The sequence below is a fragment of the Archangium sp. genome, assembly GCF_045802675.1.
Lineage (GTDB): Bacteria > Myxococcota > Myxococcia > Myxococcales > Myxococcaceae > Archangium.
In genome coordinates this window covers 87494-106396 of the sequence record NZ_JBJMQO010000091.1, presented here as the reverse complement: position 1 = coordinate 106396, position 18903 = coordinate 87494, and the positions used below count along the sequence as shown (strand labels likewise).

Genomic DNA, 18903 nt, shown 5'->3' with positions numbered 1-18903 from the left:
CGGGCCGGGGGGTTTGCCCCTAAGATGCGCCCCCCTATGCGAAGGCTTGCTCTGATCGCCCTCCCACTCGCGCTCTCCGGCTGCTTCTACCCCGCGGACCGGGGCCGGAAGCTGGAGGCCCGCCTCGAGAAGATGGATGAAACCCAGGCGCGGCTCCAGGCGGAGCTGAAACAGACGCACGAGCAGCTCGATGCCACGCTGCCGCGCATCGACGCGAAGATCGCCGAGGTCTCCAAGGCCCTGCAGAGCCTGGACACCGCGTCGCGCCGCTCGGGCGCGGACATCGGCATCCAGCTGCAGAAGACGGTGGAGGACCTCTCCCAGCTGCGCGGCCAGGTGGAGACGTACCTCCACAAGATTGGCGAGCTGGAGACGGCGCTCGCCAAGACGAACGAGGAGACGGACAAGAAGCTCACCGCCCTCAAGGGCGACGAGGCCGTGAAGGAGGCCGAGGCGCGCAAGAAGGCCGAGGAGCTCAAGCGCCCCACGGACAAGAAGGACTTCCTCGCGCTGGCGCAGGACAAGGCCAAGGGGGGGGACGTGGCGCTGGCGCGGCAGCTCTACTCGGAGTTCCTCAAGAAGTGGCCCAAGGACGCGCTGGCCGCCGAGGCCCACTACGGCCTGGGCGAGACGTACTACGCCGAGGACAAGTGCCGCGAGGCCCTCTTCGAGTATGGCAAGCTGCTGCAGGAGTACCCCAAGGCGGACGCCACGCCGGACGCGTACCTGCGCTCCTCGGAGTGCTTCAAGAAGCTGAAGATGCAGGAGGAGTCGCGGCTGGCGCTCGAGGAGCTCGTGAAGGGCTACCCGAAGTCGGACGCGGCGAAGACGGCCAAGGCCCGGCTCGCGGACCTGGACAAGGCGAAGAAGGCCGAACCGAAGAAGGGGGGCAAGAAGTGAGACTCCACGTGGCATTGGGCCCGCTCCTGCTGGCCCTGCTCGCGCTGCTGCTGACGCCCTGGGTGGCGGGCGCGGCGCCCAAGCAGGTGGTGCTCCTCTTCACCGGAGACAACGGGGGCGAGATCGCCCCCTGTGGTTGAAGCCACAACCCGTCTGGCGGTCTGGCCAGACGAAAGACGGCCGTCGCGCGCGAGCGCGCGAAGGGCGGGGCGGTGCTGCTGGTGGACTCGGGCAATGCGCTCTTCAAGGCCCCCATGCCCGGGGAGCCGAAGGAGAAGGAGCGCGCTTCCCTGGTGCTCGAGCAGATGGAGGCCCTGGGCACCACCGCCATGGCCGTGGGCTGGAGAGATCTCACACTCGGCGTGGACTTCCTCACCCGGGGGGCGAAGGGGCGGAAGATGAAGCTCCTGTCCGCCAACCTCGTGGACGCGGGGGGCAAGCCGCTCTTTCCGGCCTCCACGGTGGTGACGGTGGGCGGGCTGAAGTTCGGCCTCGTGGGTGTCTCGCCCGAGGGTCCGGTGGCCAATGCGAAGGGCGTGGTGGGCAAGCCCCCCGTGCCGGCCGCCATCGCCGAGGCCCGCCGCCTGCGCCAGAAGGAGAAGGTGGACGTGGTGGTGGTGCTCGCCGCCGTGCCCTACCTGGAGGCCATCAAGCTCTCCCAGGAGGCGGGCGACAGCATGGACTTCATCCTCCAGTCGCATGAGAGCCGGCCTCCGGGCATGGCGCAGCGCAATGACTTCGCCTCCCTCGTCCCCTCGGGAGAGAGGGGGCGGCACCTCGCCCGCCTGGAGCTGTCCGTGGACGGTCCGGGCGCCTTCGCGGACCTCGACGAGGCCACGCGCGCCGAGCAGAACCTCCGCATCATCGACTCCAACCTCCAACAGGCGCGCGAGAGCCTCGCGGTCGCGAAGGACGAGCAGACCCGGAAGACGTGGCAGGCCACCATCGAGAACTTCGAGGCCCGCCGCAAGGGGCTGGTGACCCAGACGGAGGCGAGCAAGCAGGGGCTCAAGCGCACGCACCGGCTCTCGTATGTCCTGTTGGGGAGCGAATTCGAGGAGGACCCGGAGCTGAAACAGCGGGTGGAGCGAATCCAACCTCCGGGCAGCGCATCTCATTAGGACTGGATGGGGCCCGGTCTCGGGCCTTGTGCCAGGGCCGGTCCGCCGTTATAAGCGCCGGCCTACCCTAGAAACGCCAGACCTCCCACCTCGAGGGGTGGGGGCAAGGCGCAGGAGTCGTCCCACATGAAGCCCGATCTGCACCCGGTCTACCCCGCCTCCCGCATCAGCTGCGCGTGCGGCCACACCGTCGAGACCAAGTCCACCCGTGGCTCGTTCACGGTGGAAGTCTGCTCGAACTGCCACCCCTTCTTCACCGGCAAGTACAAGCTGCTCGACACCGCGGGCCGCGTGGAGAAGTTCCGCAAGAAGTACGCGGCCAAGCCCGCCGCCGCCGCCGCCGAGGGCGCCCCGGCCGCCGAGGGTGGCGCTGCTCCCGCCGAGGGCACCGCTCCCGCCGCGAAGAAGACCGCCAAGAAGGCCAAGGCCTAGTCTCTTCCGCGCAACCTGGTTGCACCCGCCGAGCACGGCGCTGGAGGTCTCCCCGAGAGACATCCCGCCGTGCTCGCGGCGTTTCCGCACCCCGCGTTTCGCGTCAAGTTTCAGGGTGCTACAGACCAAAATTTGGACGTAGCACGCTGTTGCCCGCACATTCCCGCCCGTCACGACGACCCCTGACGGAGGCGAGATGTCCGCGGAAGCCACTGCCCTGAAGCTCGTTCAGCAGCCCTCTCTGCGCGAGAGCCTTTACGCGAAGAGCGATGCGTACCGGCTGTACCAGGGCGACAGCCTGGCGCTGATGGAGCAGTTCGAGCCGGGCACCTTCGACATGGTGTTCGCCGACCCGCCCTACTTCCTGTCCAACGGCGGCTTCACCTGCAAGAACGGCAAGCGCGCCGCGGTGAACAAGGGCGGCTGGGACGTGTCGCGCGGGGTGGAGGAGGACCATGCCTTCACCAGCGCCTGGCTCAAGGCCTGCCAGCGCGTGCTCAAGCCCACGGGCACCATCTGGGTGAGCGGCACGCAGCACGTCATCTTCTCGGTCGGCTTCGCCATGCAGAAGCTCGGCTACAAGCTGCTCAACACCGTCACCTGGTACAAGCCCAACGCCAGCCCCAACCTGGCGTGCCGCTACTTCACGCACTCCTCCGAGCTGCTCATCTGGGCCTCGCCCAAGCCGGCGGCGAAGCTCCAGCACACGTTCAACTACGCCAAGATGAAGGCGGAGAACGGCGGCAAGCAGATGCGCGACGTGTGGGCGCTGCCGCGCACGGGCGACGAGGAGCTCACGGCCGACGAGTCCGGCCGCGTGTGGACCATGACGGCGCCGCGCCGCGAGGAGAAGGCGCACGGCAGCCACCCCACGCAGAAGCCGGTGTCGCTGCTCGAGCGCGTCATCGAGGCGAGCACCCCCGAGGACGCGCTGGTGTTGGACCCCTTCAACGGCAGCGGCACCACGGGCGTGGCGGCGCTGAAGCTGGGCCGGCGCTACGTGGGCATCGACATGGACGCGCAGTACCTCGAGCTGTCCAAGAAGCGCCTCGTCGAGGCCGAGCGCGCGGCCCGCTGAGCCCTACTTGGTGACGAGCTGGAGGGCCTGGCCCTCCGGCACGTGCTTCATCGCCACCGAATTCATGCAGTAGCGCAGCCCCGTGGGCGGCGGGCCATCCGGGAAGACGTGTCCCAGGTGGCCATCGCACCGGCCGCAGCGCACCTCGGTGCGAGTCATCCCGTGGGACACGTCCCGGTACTCCGTCACCGCGTCCGCCTGGAGGGGCTGGGTGAAGGAGGGCCAGCCGGTGCCGGACTCGAACTTCTCTCCGGCCTTGAAGAGCGGGTTGCCGCAGCCGGCGCACACGTACGTGCCGGGCTCCTTCGTCCCGAGGAAACACCCGGTATAGGGCCGCTCGGTGCCGTGCTTGCGCAGCACCTGGTACTCCTCGGGTGTCAGACGCTTCCGCCATTCCTCGTCATTGAGGACCAGTTTGTCGACCATGGGTTTCATCCTGCGGTCCGGCACCCTCGGGGGCAACGGTTTCCGCAGGGGTCCGCCCGGGCGTTGACACCTGGGACGGGCGGTCTCATTTTGTAGGGCTGGCTCGCGCAATCGGACCTCGCGAGGCGGGAGGTGTGCCATGGGACGTGTGCGAAACGGTGTCTCTGGCCTCTCCACGCCGCCGCTCGAGTGACCGGGCGCGTTCCGTCTTCTCGCTAGAACGGACCCGCTGACTCCGGCGCCCGAACGCCGGCGTGGAGCCTCGTCTTCACCTGACACGACGCGCCGTGCCCGCTTCCGGGTGCGGCGTGCAGGGAACCGTTCGCTCCATGAGCTCGAAGCCTCGTCGTCCCCGCGCGTCCCATCGGCGCGCGGGCGCTGATTCCTTTTCGTCCGAAGAAGCCACCATACCGGCGCGCCACCTGCGCCTGCAGTCCACCCTCTTCGAGGAGGTGTCCCTCCTCTTCCGAGGCGAGCTGTCCGATCCGCTGCTCGAGGGCGTCGCGGTGACGACGCTCGAGCTGTCCCCGGATGGCCGCCAGGCCCGCATCGGTTTCACCCTCCCTCCCGAGCGCCAGGAGTCCGGCCCGGCCCCGGTGGAGGAGGCCCTCGAGCGCGCGACGGGGTACATCCGCTCGCAGCTCGCGCTGGGCCTGAATCTCAAGCGAGTGCCGCACTTGCGCTTCATCTGCGTGGGCGTGGCGCCGCACCTGGCCTCGGGCGGGGAAGGAGACGAGCCATGATGCCTCGTGTCCTCGAGAGCCCGTCGGGAGCCGTTCCCATCCTCGCCTGGGCGCGCGAGGTGCCACCGGGAGCGGAGAAGCAACTGCGGCACCTCGCGAGCCAGCCGTACGTGGTGGAGCACGTGGCGGCGATGCCGGATGTGCACATGGCCCAGGGCGTGGCGGTGGGCACCGTCTTCGCCACCGAGCGTACCGTCGTCCCGGGAGCGCTGGGAGGAGATCTGGGGTGCGGCGTGAGTGCGCACCGGTTCTCCTTCCCGGCGGCGTCTCTGGGGAGGGCGGACCTGGAGCGGCTGCTGTCCTCCATCGCGAGGCGGGTGCCGGTGGGAGACGCCGTGCATCGGGGCTCGGGCTTGCCGCTGCCGCCCGGGCTCCAGGCCGCGAGCCTCTCCACCCACCGGCTCCAGAAGGACTGGGAGCGGCTGGCGCCGAGGCACCTGGCGACGCTCGGGGGAGGCAATCACTTCCTCGAGCTGGACCGGGACGGCGGGGGAGACCTGTGGCTGCTCATCCACTCGGGCTCGCGAGGCGTGGGGAGTGCCATCGCCGCGCACCACCTGCGGGTGGCGGCCGCGAGGGGAGAGGGCTCGCTGCCGGGCCTGCGCACCGACTCGTCCGAGGGCGCCGCGTGCCTGGCGGATATGGAGTGGGCCTGCCGCTTCGCCCGGGCCAACCGCGAGGTGCTCGCGGTGAGAGCGGTGGAGGTGCTGGCTGAGGCGCTCGGGTGCGAGCCGGAGCCGGGCGCGAGCGTGGACGTGCACCACAACCACGTGGCGGAGGAGACGCACGGGGGCCGGGTGCTGCTGGTGCACCGCAAGGGCGCGGTGGGGCTGGAGGCGGGAGAGCGGGGGCTGATACCCGGCTCGATGGGGACGGCCTCGTACGTGGTGGAGGGGAGGGGAGAGCCGAGGGCCTTCCGCTCCTGCTCGCACGGAGCGGGGAGGGTGCTCACGCGGAGCGAGGCGAGGGCGCGCATCCGCCCGGCGGCGCTGGAGCACGCCATGCGCCGGGTGGTGTTCGACCGGGGCCGGGTGGAGGACCTGGTGGAGGAGGCGCCCGAGGCCTACCGGGATATCGCGGAGGTGCTGGAGGACGAGGCGGACCTGGTGACGCCCGTGTCGAGGCTCACGCCCATCGCCGTGCTCAAAGGCTGAGGTGAGTGGGGGCGGCGGGAGCGATTCCCGCCGCCTCCTGCCTTATCGGGGTTACGAAAACGGGGAGATGCCTCGACTGCGTTTCAGGGCTGCGGATGCAAAGAAGCCTCCGCAGGCATCTCGTTGAGTGCAGTCCCGACATTCGTTGAAGTACACATTCTTCCAGTCCGAGATGCTCTTACGTGCGAACGGATGCAGCTCGCGGGGCAGGACACACAGGGGGTGATTGTAGACTGAGGTTTTCAGCCCTGCCCGGTGCAACACACGCACGGCAGTCGTGAGCTCATTTACATAGTCGACAGGGTCGATCCAAAGAGAACGGAGGTTCGTCTTCGCGAAACCCATCAGTTCAAGCCCCATGAGGGCGACATGATCAACGAACAACAAGTTGCGCGTGACGAAGCTCGCGAACTCCGGGAGGCGTGAGTACGTCTCGGCATGGATGACGAACCGCAACTCAACCCGCACCCGTGCGCGCTTCAGGTTCAGGATTCCCCGGATGGTCTCATCGAAGGCCCCTTGGGCTTGCACGACGTAGTCGTGCTCCTCGGCGAGCTCGGAGTACAATGGAATCCCAATCATGAGGTCCGGGTGTTTCACCCGAGCCAGTGCGTGGGCGAGTTCGTGTTTCGAGAAGTTCCGCCCGTTGGACAGGATGTGAACGGCTGTTCTGGGCAGGTACTGCTTCAGCATCTCGACGAGTTGGACGAGGCGATCTCCCAGCAGGCTGGGTTCTCCGCCTGTAATGCCGATCTCCCGCGTCTCGGGATCGATGAGCGGAATGACCTCCTCCAACTCATTCAAGAGCCAGGAGTCGTCCTTCTTCCGCGGAGGCTGTGAGCACATCAAACAGTAATTGTCGCAGCGCTCGGTCACGAGCAATGTGTTCGACGGTGACGAGCGACGATAGAGGGCAGTCAGGGTCTTGCGCGCCGGATCGAGGCGGATGACGTCGCCCTCGGCCAGGTAGCGCTGCTCGGGCCCGAGGACGTACACGTCCTGAGGGGCGGCGTTCGTGGTTTCCTCCTCCAGCAGGTATGCACGGAATCCTCGGGGGAGGTTGTCGAACTTCCCTCGGACGAGCAGGATCTCCCGCGCACGCGCGGCTTCTGGATGGTCCGGACGTCCGCAGATGCGACCGATGAACGGAGATGGAGAGACTTCCGACAGCGGGCGCAGCCCCGGCGGCGAGAGATTCAGAGGCATGATTTCAGACCCACCCCAGAAGCGTAGCGCGGGCCTGTGCATTGTTCTCGAGAAGCCCAATGACGTGCCTCAGGACCGCCATCTGCTTCTTGCAGAAGGCGCTGAAGGCCTTGTGCCCGACGGCGTCTCCCAAGGTGGCCCGGTGGAAGACGGGGTCCGCGCCACAGTAGGGGAGGAACGGGCAGTCACTGCACATCGGGGCGCCCTCCGGCATCGTGTCGCTCAGGTGGGAGAGGAGGGTCTCGGACGTCATGATCGTTTCGTAGGAGTCGCGGGCGAGATGCCCGAGCCTGAACGAATGATCACCCATCTCGGCGAGCATGCGTCCCTCGTCGGACGCGTACACGGCGCCGTCGTAGTTGTAGACGATCGCACCAATGCCAATGCCAGCAGGCGATTGCAGATCGACGTATCTGGAGCCCCTCGGGGAGAACATCTTCTGGAGGAGAATCGACGTGAACTCCTCCCGGAGCGGGTATCCCTGGCCGTTGAGCTTCAAGATGTGCGCGAGACCCCGCTTGTAGAACTCGACCCAGTCCTCGACGCTGTACTTGCGGGATTCGCGCTGGCGAACGGCGAAACCGTAGGGGCTCAGATTCCGCAGGAAGATGCTGTGGAAGTCCTGGCGCACGTACTCGTCGATGATCTCTTCCACACGGCCCAGACTCGCCTGGGTCGTCGTCATGAGCGCGGAGACGGAGTCCGGACCGAGCGCCCGTCTCGCCCGACGGATGGCCTCGACGGTCGTCTGATGGCTGTTGCCGCCGCGCACGGGGCGCTGGGCGTTGTGGAGGTCCGCGGGGCCATCCAAGGAGGTAGAGAGAATGATTCGGTGCTCTCGACAGAACGACAGGATGTCGTCGGAGAGCCTGGACAGATTGGTGGCGATGACGAACTGGAGATCCTTTTCGTGCTCCTTGTTCAGCTCCGAGGCCCGTTCGACGATGTAGCGGATGAGCTCGAAATTGAGTAGCGACTCACCGCCCTGGAACTCGACCTTGATGGTCGGCGAGGGGCTGCGGAACGTGAACTCGAGCGCCCGGTCCGCGTGCTCACGCGACATGTCGAAATTGGCGCGACCCTCGGCCTGGCGCGACACCTGACAGTACTGACACGAGTGGTCGCAGCGCAGCGTGACCACGAAGATATGCAGCCCCGTGAACCATGCGAGGTGCTCGGCGCGGGTCCTGTACTTCAGGGCAAGCAGGTCAAGTGCCACCCGCGACCTGTCATCGAACAGGAAGTGCTTGGACTTGAGCGCTTTGTAGGTTGGGTGCTCAGGGGAGAGCTTGCGGCCAGCGAAGGCGACGAGGTCCTCCCGCGAAAGTACGACGTATTCGCCGACATCATTGGTCGCGATGTAGCGGTCGCCCTCCAACCGTCCGAACCGGAAGGGGGCGAGCTTGTAGTCCGGGGCCGGCTTGTATTCGGAGCGATCACGGAACATGGGGCGACTCGCTGTCAGTCATGCCGGATGAGGTTGGTTCGCGAGAACGCCTGCGCGAGAATCAGTGCACGGACGGCCCGGGTCTCGTCGCCAATCTGCTCACGCAATTCTTGGTCCAGAAGCTCCTGGAAGAAGAGCCGTACAACCTCGAGCGCGTCTGACTCGACGGTCTCCGGACGAAAGACGAATGTGATGGGCAGGCCATTCCCCTCGGGCGCGCCAATCACCGCCGTGCACCGCTCCGCGAGCTTGTAGGCCGTCTTCTGGACCGCCGCCAGGCGGTAGGCGCGCATGTCGACCGTCACCTGAACGGACGCATTCCGGAAGACGAAGGCCGTGCGGGTCTCGGCGTCCTGCTCTCTGGTTGTCACGTGTTCTCACTCCATAGCCGGGCTGATGGCGGCGCCTACCATTCGAGCTTGAGCTCGCCAGTCTGGCCTTCGCTGAGCTCGACCTCGACCGTGGTGCTACCGAGGAACCGGTTTTCGACGTGCACCACATGTTTTCCCGCGGCCAGATTGAGCCGCCCCGTCGTGTCCTCTCCCACCGGTTTTCCGTCGACGGAGATACGGCCGCCCGGATAGGCCACGAATGAGACGGTGGCTGGCTTTGGCGGGGAAGGCGGCACGTAGGGCTCGCTGTAGCCACTGCTTCCGCCACCGCTGTAGCCACTGCTTCCTCCACCGGAGTAGTGACTGCTGTGGCTGCTGTGCCCGGAGTAATGACTGCTGTGGGAGGAGTGAGAGCGGTGTGAGCGGTGCGACGCGAGGATGACCTGGGCCCCGTCTGGAGGAACGGCGAGGAGGAGCTCCTGGGTGTCTTCCTCCTCGTCCCGACGCCGCAACACTGGCTGCGTGATCTGGGCTTCCGCGCTGGGAACGAGGAGCCCGGAGGAGGCCGCTCCCGCCAGCAGTGCCAGGATGGATGCGCTGACCGAAAGGATGCCGGGTGGCTTGGACGTCATGGTTTCGCATCCCCGATTCGCAGTTCCATCAGGCTCGAGTCACGCCACCTTGCCACGACTGTTACCCCTCCGTCGTTCCATCTGGTCAGCGTGAGAGCTTTTCCACTGACGGTGCTGGGTGGAGAGGGGAGTGAGGTGGGATGGCCCAAGGCCTGTGACAAGAGTTCTGTGGTGGCAGCGGCATGAGCGGAGTCGTTGAGCACGCGGGCTCCCTTGGTGCTGCCAACGAGGTACACGCCCGCGCATCGCCCTCCCTTCATCGCGCAGTACACGGCCACCGGAGAGCGCTCGGTGCTGAGGATATCCGTGCCGGTAGAAGCGGGGATGCCCAGGAGCTCGGCGGCGACTGCCCGTTCGGCTCCGACGAGCGGAATCTTCCGGCGCTCGTCGCGGGTCCACGTGGCAGCCGCTCGCGCCTTCGCGCTGAGATCCTCGTCCCCGGGCATCTCGCTGATCGCCTTGGCAAGCGTGGCGACCTCGTCGAGTCGCTGGAGCCGCGACTGCGCCGGCTCACCTGCGCGGGGTTGGGGCGTCAGCCCCTCCACGATCCTGGCACGGGCGGCGATCAGCCGCTGTTTCCGCTCCTCCGACGGCATGGCGCGTGCTGCCTCGGATGCGGCTCTCCAGCGGCAGGCATCCGTCGCACACTCCGCGAATTCAGCGTCTTTGGCCTGTGCGCTCAGCTCCGCGAGATCTCTCCCGAAAGGTTTCTCCTTCGCGTCCCCCTGGAGTACCGGCGTTGCCTGGGCGAGGGTGGCCTGGGCAGTCCCCAGGTCCTTCTTGGCGAGTTGTTGCTGGACGGTGAGACGGGTGAGTTCGTAGAGCCGCTGCTCGGCGGGCTCTCGCTGCGGAAGCCCTTTTGGGATCTGCGCGGCCTCGCTCGCAACGGTACCGACATCGTTACTTCTGAGCGCGTACGCGAGGTGGAGGGCGGCCCAGGCTTGAGCGTGGGCCTCCTTGTCGGGCTCTCCGAGTGCGGCGAGCTCCATCCTCGTTTTCTCGAGATGTCCCTCCGAGAGATGTCGCTGCGCCGCACGCAGGCTCGGCTCCGCTCCCACGGCCATGCCACAAGCGAGCATGACAGTGGCGGCTACGGCCGCCGCCCAACGGCGGGCTCCTTCCCGGCCCAGAGTCGCTTCCCGCACGAAGCGCTCGCCGGCAGCCGCTGCGCCCACCACACAAACGGTCAACGCTCCGACCCATCCGTTCCAGAAGTAGGAACCGCGGACGAGGTACGCGAGCGGAACTCCGGCCCCCAGCACCAGGAGCGCAGCGCGAGCGAGACGGATCTTCTGGGCTCGTGCCTCGAATTGCTGGTCGACGGACGCCGGTGGCGCGAGCATCCGACGCCCTTCGAAACCAATCACCGTTGGAGGGCCATCCGCGACCGAGTACGACAACTGGACGCTCGGAATCTCGTAGAACCGGAGCGTCTGGCTCTGGATGCGCTCTCCAGGGCGTAGCCCTGGCTGGAGCGCCCGCCAGTTCGCCTGAATCCAGGCGCGCGGCACAATCTCGGCGACCTTCTCTTCGTCGAGCGCTCCGTGAGCCGCGATTTCACCGAGCGGCTTTGCATCAGCTTCAATCTCCGTAGGGGATGCTTGTGGCCCGGCGGTGCTCCACCGGAATGCGCGCAGTTTGTCGCTGTCCAGTGCGACCTGCACGACGCTACGGCTCGTCTCGAGGAACTCGAGCCAATGCTCCATCCGGCCTGTCTCGCGGCATGTCTGACACGTCACCCGGCCTTCGGTGCAGGCAGTGCATTTGATCTCGCCCTTAGCGTTGCACTGTTTGCAGTTCATGAGCCGGCGGGAGCCATTCGAGGCGTAGCCATACGCCTTGCGGGTACCGTTGCAGCTGAGGCACGTGGTACTCAGGGTACCGCGACACGTGGAGCAGGGGACCTTCCCCGCGCCAGTGCATGGGGTGCATGGGGCAACGTACAGGCTGGCGCTCCGGAGCGTTTCCGGTGAGAACGCCCATGGGTCGACGGCGTCCGGGGCAAGCTGGGAACTTGTTGTTGGTGAAGTCCCACGATGGGGCGCCTCTCGCGCTACGACCTTGCGCTCGGCGATCGTCGTGGCGAGCCGACCGGTGTATTGCACTCGCAGTTCGAGAGAGCGCACGAGGTCGGAGGGATTTTCCGGAGCCATCGGCAGTTGGCGTGCCCAGGTCACGAAGGTCTTGATCGCTGCTGCCTTGGCCTGCGCCGGATCGTCGAAGACCGTTGGGTCGATGGGAACCAGCGAGCGGAACTGGTCGCTGGGTAGAGGGGTTGGGCCGGGCGCCCCCACTGGCACGGGCTGGGATGGGCTCGGTGTTGCGCGCGCTCGCCGCGCGAGCACCACGGCCATCCAACCCAAGAGCGCCAACGCTCCTCCAATGACCAGATAAAGCCAGATCAATGAGAGCAATCGCGCCATCAGCCCAATGACGAAGATTGCGCCGATGATCGACGCGCCGCTGGGTCCCCTCCGCCTGCTCTTGGTCACGTTGACCTCAATGTAGAGCCGGATGCTGCCGTCGAGCAAGAGACCCTCGGACAGGAGTTGTGCTGCGAGGATGTGTCCGAGGCCTCGACACGCGCGACTCGAATGCCCCCAAGTTTGGCCCTCCAAATAGCTGTACGGTGTGAAGCACCTCGTACGGCCCATCTGCTCGGGCTGCTCGTGCATCGCAAGGGCGCGGTGGGGCTGGAGGCGGGAGAGCGGGGGCTGATACCCGGCTCGATGGGGACGGCCTCGTACGTGGTGGAGGGGAGGGGAGAGCCGAGGGCCTTCCGCTCCTGCTCACACGGAGCGGGGAGGGTGCTCACGCGGAGCGAGGCTCGGGCGCGCATCCGCCAGGCGGCGCTGGAGCAGGCACTGCGCCGGGTGGTGTTCGACCGGGGCCGGGTGGAGGACCTGGTGGAGGAGGCGCCCGAGGCCTACCGGGATAACGCGGAGGTGCTGGAGGACGAGGCGGAACTGGTGACGCAGGTGTCGAGGCTCACGCCCATCGCCGTGCTCAAAGGCTGACGTGACCCGCTCGATGACTTTCCGGACACCCAGTCCCCTCGGCGATGAGCTTCCCGCTCAGGGGCCGGGCCGCCACGGAGCGCGTCGCCGTGCTTCCAGGTCAGTCCGGGAGCGTGAGCCGCACGGGGCCTCCATCCTGGGTGAAGGTGACGTGCGCATCCAGGAGCGGATTGCCCCGAGCGTCCACCACGGTCACGAGGACCGCCGGGTGGGGCGGGGTCGCGCGGAACGGGCGCTGTCCCTCCCTGCCGGACCCGCCCCGCTGTTTCAGATTTCCCTGGGCCCGGTGGCACCGGGGGGGGCCCGTATGGGGGCCGGACGGGCAGCCATGGGTCTCTTGCCGGCGAAGTCCGGCGCCATCGCACCATGCCCCTTGAGTCGGGGGGGCCTTTCCTCCTCACAATGGCTCCCCGGACATGGTGCTCCCTACTCCCCCCGAGACTCGCCAGGACGTTCCCACGTCACCCGCGCTCCTCCCCACGGCCGCCCCGGCTCCCGAGAAGGCCCCGGGCGTGCTGGGCTGGCTGGACTTCTTCCTCTCGGAGCCCCTGCGCCACGCGCCTCCCGAGGAGCTCGTGCGTCACCGGGTGCTCATCGGGGTCACGTGGTTCATGCTCATGCTCGCCTCGCTGTACCTGGTGAGCACGCTGTTCGCGCCGTACTCCCCCCTCCCGGGTTTCGCGGGCGCGCTGTACGTGGTGACCCTGGTGGCGGCGCGCAGGGCCTCCACGTTCGTGGTTCCAGCGGTCATTCTGTTGGCGACCCTCGCGGCCGGCTTCCTGGGCGGAGTCTTGGTGAACAAGGCCAACATGGAGGGCGGGGTGCACCCCATGAACCTCCTGCTCCCCGCCTTCTCCGTGTACCTGCTGGGGCCGCGCCGGTCGCTGCTCTTCACCCTCTTCCTCGCCGTGGTGATGGATGGGCTCCATCCCCTCTACCTCACCACCCACATCGACCTCTCCGCCGAGTCCTTCTCCCTGCCCCGGTTCTGGGTCCGGCACTTCATGTCGGCGATCTCTTTCATGGGCATCTGGGGACTGAGCGCGTTGCACACCACCGCGCGGGACGCGGCCCACCACTCCCTCGAGCGGGCACTGAAGCAGCTCCGGGGCAGCGAGAGACAGTTGAGCAGCATCGTCGAGAGCACGGACGATCTCGTGGCCTTGCTGGACCCCGAGGGGCGCATGCTCGTCGCCAACCAGTCCCTGAAGCAGTTCTACCGGAGGCTCCTCGGGAAGGAGGCCGAGCCGGGGCAGTGGCTCTTCAGCGAGTCGGGGCTGGAGCGCGTCCCGCGTTGGAAGGAGCGCCTCGTCCTGATGCGGCAGGGCCAGCGTCTGCGCTACGAGGAGACGTACTCGCTAGGGGACACGCGCATCGTGCTGGACGTCACCCTCCACCCCATCCTCACGGAGGACGGCCAGGCGGCGGGGGTGACGCTCATCTGCCGGGACATCACCAGCCGCAAGCAGGCCGAGGCCCGGCTGGGAGAGATGCACCGCACCCTGGTGGAGGTCTCCCGCCAGACGGGCATGGCCGAGGTCGCCACCGGCGTGCTCCACAACGTGGGCAACACGCTCAACAGCGTCAACATCTCCACCACGCTCGTCACCGACCGGCTCCGCCGCTCGCGTGTCACCGGGCTGGCCAAGGCCACCGCCCTCCTGCGCGAGCACGCCCCGGAGCTCGCCGCCTTCCTCACCCAGCATCCGCAAGGGCAGCAGCTGCCGCCCTACCTCATCGCGGTGTCCGACCAGTTGGTGGAGGAGCGCAACGCCATGCTCGAGGAGATGCAGTCGCTCGGGCAGAGCGTCGAGCACATCAAGTCCATCGTCAGCATGCAGCAGAAGCACGCGCGTGCCGCGGGGGCCGTGGAGCAGGTGGCCGTGCCCCAGCTCATCGATGAGGCCCTGCGTCTGCACGCCGTCTCCTTCGAGCAGCTGGGCATCCGCATCGAGTGCGACTACACCGAGGTGCCTCCCATCTTCGTGGACCGGCACAAGCTGCTGCAGATCCTCATCAACCTGCTGAGCAACGCGCGCCACGCGCTGGTGGACAGCGAGCAGCGGAACAAGTGCCTGAGCATCCGTGTGCGGCAGGCGCCCGAGGGAGAGCGGCTGCTCCTCGACGTGACGGACAACGGCCTGGGCATCGCCGCGGAGAACCTGGCGCGCCTGTTCACCCAGGGCTTCACCACCAAGAAGTCTGGGCACGGCTTTGGCCTGCACATCAGCGCCCTGGCCGCCGCGGAGATGAAGGGCCGGCTCACCTGCACCAGCCCCGGCCCGGGCCAGGGCGCCACCTTCTCGCTCGAGCTCCCCGTGAAGGGCGAGGGGGCCTGAGCCCCCGCGTGAGCCCGGACCGGCGCCTCCGAGGGACTCCCGGGCCTCGGGGCGTTCCGGTGGGCCCTCCGGGTTGGGGCAGGGCGCCCGCTCGCCGGGCGGTGGGCCGGGCGCGGTTTTCGCAGGACTTCCGTCCCGTCGCGGGCCATAAAATGGTCCCATGAGCAAGCCGTCAGCTGCCGACCTGGTTCCCGCGCCCGAGGCGCGCCGGGTCTCCCCGAACTTCATCACGGACGTCATCGACGAGGATCTGCGCGCCGGGCGGCACACCCGCGTCGTCACGCGCTTCCCGCCGGAGCCCAACGGGTACGCGCACCTCGGCCACGCGTTCGCCAGCTACCTGGACTTCATGACCGCGCAGGACTACGGCGGCGTCTGCCACCTGCGCATGGATGACACCAACCCCGAGGGCGAGACGCAGGAGTACGCGGACAGCATCATCCGCGACATGCAGTGGGTGGGGTGGGACACCTCGCGCCTGTTCTACGCCTCGGACTACTACGAGCAGCTCTACCAGTTCGCGGTGCAGCTCATCCAGAAGGGCCTCGCGTACGTGGAGAGCGTCAGCGCCGAGGAGATGGCCCGCCTGCGCGGCACCGCGGAAACGCCGGGCACGCCCAGCCCGTACCGCAACCGCGGCGTCCAGGAGAACCTGGACCTCTTCCGCCGCATGCGCGCCGGGGAGTTCAAGAACGGCGAGCACGCGCTGCGCGCGAAGATCGACCTGGCGCACCCCAACTTCAAGCTGCGCGATCCGGTGCTCTACCGCATCCTCCACGCGTCCCATTACCGGACCGGGGACACGTGGTGCATCTACCCGATGTATGACTTCGCGCATCCCATCAGCGACGCGCTCGAGGGCATCACGCACAGCATGTGCAGCCTGGAGTTCATCGATAACCGGGCCATCTACGACTGGCTGATGGACAACCTGTTTCCCGCGAAGGAGACGGGCCGGACGCCGCCGCGCCAGTACGAGTTCGGACGGCGCAGCATGGAGTACACCGTCGTCAGCAAGCGCAAGCTGCGCCGCCTGGTGCGCGAGGGAGTGGTGAAGGGCTGGGATGATCCGCGCATGCCGACCATCAGTGCGATGCGCCGGCGCGGTGTGACCCCCGAGTCGGTGCGCGCCTTCGCGTCGCAGATTGGCGTGAGCCGCACCAACCGCACGGTGGACCTCGCCATGTTCGAGAACGCCGTGCGCGACGACCTGAACCTCCGCGCGCCCCGCGTGATGGCCGTGATGCGCCCGCTCAAGGTCGTCCTCCAGAACCTCGGCGAGGAGCGCTTGCTGAGCCTTCCGTACTGGCCCCAGCAGGAGACGAGCAGCGCCGACGGCAAGGTGCCGCTGCCCAATGGCGAGCGCGTGCCGGGCGAGCGGGCCGTGCGCGAGGTTCCGCTCACGCGCGAGCTCGTCATCGAGCGCGAGGACTTCAGCGCGAACCCGCCCAAGGGCTTCAAGCGGCTCACGCCGGGCGGCACGGTGCGTCTGCGCGGCGCGGGCATCATCCGCTGCGACGAGGTGGTGACTGGCGCGGATGGAGAGCCCACGGAGCTGCGCGTCACGCTGCTCGGTGAGGACGCCAAGGCGAGCGGCGTCATCCACTGGGTGAGCGCCTCGCGCGGCGTGAAGGCCGAGTTCCGTCTGTTCGACCGGCTGTTCACGGTGCCGGAGCCGGACAGCGAGGCGGCGCAGTTCGATCCGGAGCAGCCCGGCCACGAGGACGACACGCAGCCGGTCAACACGGACTTCATGCGTTTCGTGAACCCGAACAGCCTGGTGGTGACGCAGGGGCTGGTGGAGCCGAGCGTCGCGAAGGAGCCGGCCAGCGCCCGCTACCAGTTCGAGCGCGCCGGCTACTTCTGGCGCGACCCGGTGGACAGCCGCGACACCGCGCTCGTGTTCAACCGGATCATCACGCTCAAGGACACCTGGGGAAAGAAGGCGGAGGCCGCCGAGCCCAAGGCGGAGAGCAAGCCCCGGCCCGAGAAGAAGGTGGAGACTCCGGCGGCGCCCGTGGCCCGTCCGGCGCTCTCGAGCGAGCAGGAGGCCGTGTTCTCGCGCCTGGTGAAGCAGGGCGTCAGCGAGAACGACGCGCACCTGCTCGCCCGCGAGCCGCAGCTCGCCGCGTACCTGGAGGGCGCGGGAGGCAAGCGTCTCGGGGAGCTGGCGCCGTGGGTGGTGAACGATCTGGGCACGGCCATCCGCGAGGGCGGCAACCGCGTGGGCGTGGAGGACCTGGCGGCGCTCGTCGCGCTGGTGTCCGAGGGCAGCATCAGCGCCCGCATCGCCAAGGACGTGCTCGCCGAGGCGCAGACCTCTGGCGAGGCCCCCGCTCGCATCGTGGAGCGCAAGGGCCTGCGCGTCGTCAGTGACGAGGGGCAGCTGCGCTCGGCCATCCAGGGCGTGATGGACGCCAACCCCGCGAAGGTCTCCGAGTACCGGGGCGGGAAGAAGGGCCTGATGGGGTTCTTCACGGGCCAGGTCATGCGCGCCACCAACGGCCAGGCCGACCCGAAGGCCGTCGCGCGTCTGCTGGGCGAGATGCTCGGGTAGTGCCGCGCGAGCGCGCGAAGACGGTGCGGTGAGGCTCGGCCCCGGGGAATCTCCTCCCGGGGCCGATTCGCTTCAGCCGCCGCTCCTAGTTGTCGCCCCAGGTGAAGCCGGTGCCCACCGTGAAGGTGACGCCGTTGGCCCAGGGGGACGTGGCGGGCGCGAAGGCCCGGTACTGCGCCTCGGCGCTGAGTGAAATCCTGCGATTGAGCAGCGTGTGGACGCGCAGGCCCACCGGCAGGGCCGGGCGGTTCATCCCATTCGCGGAGCACAGGTCCGCGCCCGCCGTGGCGCGCAGGTCGAGCCCTCCCGAGTCACCGAGCCGCGCCGTCAGCAGGGGAGGAGAGAGCAGCGCCAGCGACCAGGTGCTCCCGGTGCCCCCCAGCAGCGGATTGCCGAGGGCCCGCGTGTAGCCGGCCGACAGTCCCATGGACCAGGGCAGGGGGAACAGGGCTCGCGCGCCCGCCACCGGAATCGCCCCGCGCAGCGAGGTGACGGCACCGCCCACGAGCTCCAGGGCGAGCGAGGGAGAGGGCTTCCACTGGGGCTTCATGGCCACGTTGGCCGCGTTGCGAGCCTCCGCCAGCGCGGTGAGCCGCTCCGAGGCCCAGGCGAGGAAGGCACGGGAGTAGGCCACGGCCGACTCGACTCGCGCGTCCACGAAGTCGTCGTACGCCGAGGGGTCCACCTTCCACGTCCGCCCCTGGTAGCGCACCTCCTGGGAATCGAACACGTTGCCTACCGCTCCGTAGGCGCCGAACGCTCCCGCCTTGACCAGGGTGGGCTCGGCCCAGAACGCGCTCCAGGGGATGGCGCCTCCCTCCACGGGCAGCGAGCTCGTGCGCACCACCTTCAGCGTCTCCTGCGCCAGCGCGAGCTGGGCGTCCTCACCCGAGAGCGGAGCCAGCTCCCGGCCCAGGGTGAGCTGCCCCGCGGGGTGCTGCTCGAAGCGATCCGAGAGCCCGTGCATCACCGGCACCACGTGCATGGGCACGGCCATGTCCTGGATGTGGTGCACCAGGTGGCCGACGCGGTCGAACGCCCGCTCCAGGTCCCCGTTGTTCGCGGCCTCCTCGGCCTCCTGCCACAGCACGCGCACGCGGGCTCCGGAGTCCTTGCGGAACGAGGAGTCGAGCGACGTGCCCGGGTGGAAGAAGTGGTTGTAGCCGGCCCACTTCACGGGGAGGTTCAGATCCTCCGCCCGGCTGCCCTCCACCACGGCCGCCTCGTACTTCGCGAGCTGGGGATGGCCGCCCGCAGCCACCGCGTCGACGGACACCCGGGTCATCGTCTCGTGGTCCGGAACGGAAAAGGCCCTCGCTCCCAGGGGGAGGACGAGGGCGAGCAGCAGCAGGAACGGGCGGCTGGAGCGTCTGGAGTTCATAGGGCGCGGAGCCATCGTAACCGCTGGTGCGGCGAACGCTTCCCCGCGTGGCCCGGAGGAGGGAGGCGCCTGCCTGGACGCACGCTTTCCGACAGGCGCCTTCGCGGCTGCCCTGGAGGAGACAGGCCCGGTGCCGGT

At 68.2% G+C, this 18903-nt stretch carries 16 protein-coding genes and 1 pseudogene; 10 read left to right on the top strand and 7 right to left on the bottom strand.

The annotated features are described in order from the left end of the window. Nucleotides 1-36 precede the first annotated feature (36 nt). From ACJ8AN_RS26200 to ACJ8AN_RS26180, 5 genes are all read left to right on the top strand, one after another. The gene (locus ACJ8AN_RS26200; RefSeq protein ID WP_407758198.1) at nucleotides 37-900 is read left to right on the top strand and encodes a tetratricopeptide repeat protein; all 864 of its coding nucleotides are present in this window, start codon (nucleotides 37-39) and stop codon (nucleotides 898-900) included. A gap of 8 nt (nucleotides 901-908) precedes the next feature. Beyond that, nucleotides 909-1040: a hypothetical protein gene (locus ACJ8AN_RS26195; RefSeq protein ID WP_407758197.1), complete on the top strand. Its 132-nt coding sequence runs from the start codon at nucleotides 909-911 to the stop codon at nucleotides 1038-1040. A gap of 72 nt (nucleotides 1041-1112) precedes the next feature. Continuing rightward, complete coding sequence (locus ACJ8AN_RS26190; RefSeq protein WP_407758196.1) at nucleotides 1113-2021, top strand: 5'-nucleotidase; 909 nt, start codon at nucleotides 1113-1115, stop codon at nucleotides 2019-2021. A 126-nt stretch (nucleotides 2022-2147) separates the two neighbouring features. Further along, complete coding sequence (gene rpmE, locus ACJ8AN_RS26185) at nucleotides 2148-2453, top strand: 50S ribosomal protein L31 (protein WP_407758195.1); 306 nt, start codon at nucleotides 2148-2150, stop codon at nucleotides 2451-2453. A 196-nt stretch (nucleotides 2454-2649) separates the two neighbouring features. Next, nucleotides 2650-3531, top strand: coding sequence for a DNA-methyltransferase (locus ACJ8AN_RS26180; protein ID WP_407758194.1), 882 nt, complete (start codon nucleotides 2650-2652; stop codon nucleotides 3529-3531). A gap of 3 nt (nucleotides 3532-3534) precedes the next feature. Here the strand turns inward: ACJ8AN_RS26180 and msrB are convergent, their stop codons facing one another. Then, nucleotides 3535-3957, bottom strand: coding sequence for a peptide-methionine (R)-S-oxide reductase MsrB (gene msrB / locus ACJ8AN_RS26175; RefSeq protein ID WP_407758193.1), 423 nt, complete (start codon nucleotides 3955-3957; stop codon nucleotides 3535-3537). Nucleotides 3958-4286: 329 nt separating this feature from the next. Here msrB and ACJ8AN_RS26170 point away from each other — a divergent pair, with 329 nt between their 5' ends. Together ACJ8AN_RS26170 and ACJ8AN_RS26165 are read left to right on the top strand one after the other, a co-directional pair. Further along, complete coding sequence (locus ACJ8AN_RS26170; protein ID WP_407758192.1) at nucleotides 4287-4700, top strand: ribosome-binding factor A; 414 nt, start codon at nucleotides 4287-4289, stop codon at nucleotides 4698-4700. Further along, nucleotides 4697-5854 carry an RtcB family protein gene (locus ACJ8AN_RS26165; protein ID WP_407758191.1) on the top strand — a complete coding sequence of 386 codons (1158 nt, stop codon included), beginning with the start codon at nucleotides 4697-4699 and terminating at the stop codon, nucleotides 5852-5854. Before ACJ8AN_RS26170 ends, ACJ8AN_RS26165 begins: the two co-directional genes overlap by 4 nt. 51 nt (nucleotides 5855-5905) lie before the next feature. Here ACJ8AN_RS26165 and hxsC read toward each other — a convergent pair whose 3' ends face one another. Genes hxsC through ACJ8AN_RS26140 form a run of 5 tightly spaced genes read right to left on the bottom strand, consistent with a single transcriptional unit; the run spans nucleotide 5906 to nucleotide 12002 of the window. Then, nucleotides 5906-7060 carry a His-Xaa-Ser system radical SAM maturase HxsC gene (gene hxsC / locus ACJ8AN_RS26160; protein ID WP_407758190.1) on the bottom strand — a complete coding sequence of 385 codons (1155 nt, stop codon included), beginning with the start codon at nucleotides 7058-7060 and terminating at the stop codon, nucleotides 5906-5908. A 4-nt stretch (nucleotides 7061-7064) separates the two neighbouring features. Continuing rightward, nucleotides 7065-8507, bottom strand: coding sequence for a His-Xaa-Ser system radical SAM maturase HxsB (hxsB, locus tag ACJ8AN_RS26155; RefSeq protein ID WP_407758189.1), 1443 nt, complete (start codon nucleotides 8505-8507; stop codon nucleotides 7065-7067). A 14-nt stretch (nucleotides 8508-8521) separates the two neighbouring features. Then, entirely contained in the window at nucleotides 8522-8878 is a 357-nt protein-coding gene (gene hxsD, locus ACJ8AN_RS26150; RefSeq protein WP_407758188.1) for a His-Xaa-Ser system protein HxsD, read from the bottom strand. Nucleotides 8879-8913: 35 nt separating this feature from the next. Then, the gene (locus tag ACJ8AN_RS26145; RefSeq protein ID WP_407758187.1) at nucleotides 8914-9471 is read right to left on the bottom strand and encodes a hypothetical protein; all 558 of its coding nucleotides are present in this window, start codon (nucleotides 9469-9471) and stop codon (nucleotides 8914-8916) included. Then, nucleotides 9468-12002: a hypothetical protein gene (locus ACJ8AN_RS26140; RefSeq protein WP_407758186.1), complete on the bottom strand. Its 2535-nt coding sequence runs from the start codon at nucleotides 12000-12002 to the stop codon at nucleotides 9468-9470. The genes ACJ8AN_RS26145 and ACJ8AN_RS26140 overlap by 4 nt, the downstream gene beginning before the upstream one ends. Nucleotides 12003-12134: 132 nt before the next feature. Between ACJ8AN_RS26140 and ACJ8AN_RS26135 the strand changes: the two are divergent. The 3 genes and pseudogenes from ACJ8AN_RS26135 to ACJ8AN_RS26125 all read left to right on the top strand — a co-directional run. Then, nucleotides 12135-12488 (top strand): annotated as a pseudogene (locus ACJ8AN_RS26135) (RtcB family protein); the annotation flags it as partial. A 416-nt stretch (nucleotides 12489-12904) separates the two neighbouring features. Beyond that, entirely contained in the window at nucleotides 12905-14827 is a 1923-nt protein-coding gene (locus ACJ8AN_RS26130) for an ATP-binding protein (RefSeq protein WP_407758185.1), read from the top strand. A gap of 160 nt (nucleotides 14828-14987) precedes the next feature. Continuing rightward, nucleotides 14988-17384, top strand: a complete 2397-nt coding sequence (locus ACJ8AN_RS26125) for a glutamine--tRNA ligase/YqeY domain fusion protein (protein ID WP_407758184.1) — start codon at nucleotides 14988-14990, stop codon at nucleotides 17382-17384. An 85-nt stretch (nucleotides 17385-17469) separates the two neighbouring features. Here ACJ8AN_RS26125 and ACJ8AN_RS26120 read toward each other — a convergent pair whose 3' ends face one another. Further along, the gene (locus ACJ8AN_RS26120) at nucleotides 17470-18765 is read right to left on the bottom strand and encodes a hypothetical protein (protein ID WP_407758183.1); all 1296 of its coding nucleotides are present in this window, start codon (nucleotides 18763-18765) and stop codon (nucleotides 17470-17472) included. Nucleotides 18766-18903: the final 138 nt, after the last annotated feature.

Coding starts and splice junctions, on each gene's coding strand:
- ACJ8AN_RS26200 (WP_407758198.1), top strand. CDS start 37: ATGCGAAGGCTTGCTCTGATCGCCCTCCCACTCGCGCTCTCCGGCTGC.
- rpmE (WP_407758195.1), top strand. CDS start 2,148: ATGAAGCCCGATCTGCACCCGGTCTACCCCGCCTCCCGCATCAGCTGC.
- ACJ8AN_RS26180 (WP_407758194.1), top strand. CDS start 2,650: ATGTCCGCGGAAGCCACTGCCCTGAAGCTCGTTCAGCAGCCCTCTCTG.
- msrB (WP_407758193.1), bottom strand. CDS start 3,957: ATGGTCGACAAACTGGTCCTCAATGACGAGGAATGGCGGAAGCGTCTG.
- ACJ8AN_RS26170 (WP_407758192.1), top strand. CDS start 4,287: ATGAGCTCGAAGCCTCGTCGTCCCCGCGCGTCCCATCGGCGCGCGGGC.
- ACJ8AN_RS26165 (WP_407758191.1), top strand. CDS start 4,697: ATGATGCCTCGTGTCCTCGAGAGCCCGTCGGGAGCCGTTCCCATCCTC.
- hxsC (WP_407758190.1), bottom strand. CDS start 7,060: ATGCCTCTGAATCTCTCGCCGCCGGGGCTGCGCCCGCTGTCGGAAGTC.
- hxsB (WP_407758189.1), bottom strand. CDS start 8,507: ATGTTCCGTGATCGCTCCGAATACAAGCCGGCCCCGGACTACAAGCTC.
- ACJ8AN_RS26145 (WP_407758187.1), bottom strand. CDS start 9,471: ATGACGTCCAAGCCACCCGGCATCCTTTCGGTCAGCGCATCCATCCTG.
- ACJ8AN_RS26130 (WP_407758185.1), top strand. CDS start 12,905: ATGGTGCTCCCTACTCCCCCCGAGACTCGCCAGGACGTTCCCACGTCA.
- ACJ8AN_RS26125 (WP_407758184.1), top strand. CDS start 14,988: ATGAGCAAGCCGTCAGCTGCCGACCTGGTTCCCGCGCCCGAGGCGCGC.
- ACJ8AN_RS26120 (WP_407758183.1), bottom strand. CDS start 18,765: ATGAACTCCAGACGCTCCAGCCGCCCGTTCCTGCTGCTGCTCGCCCTC.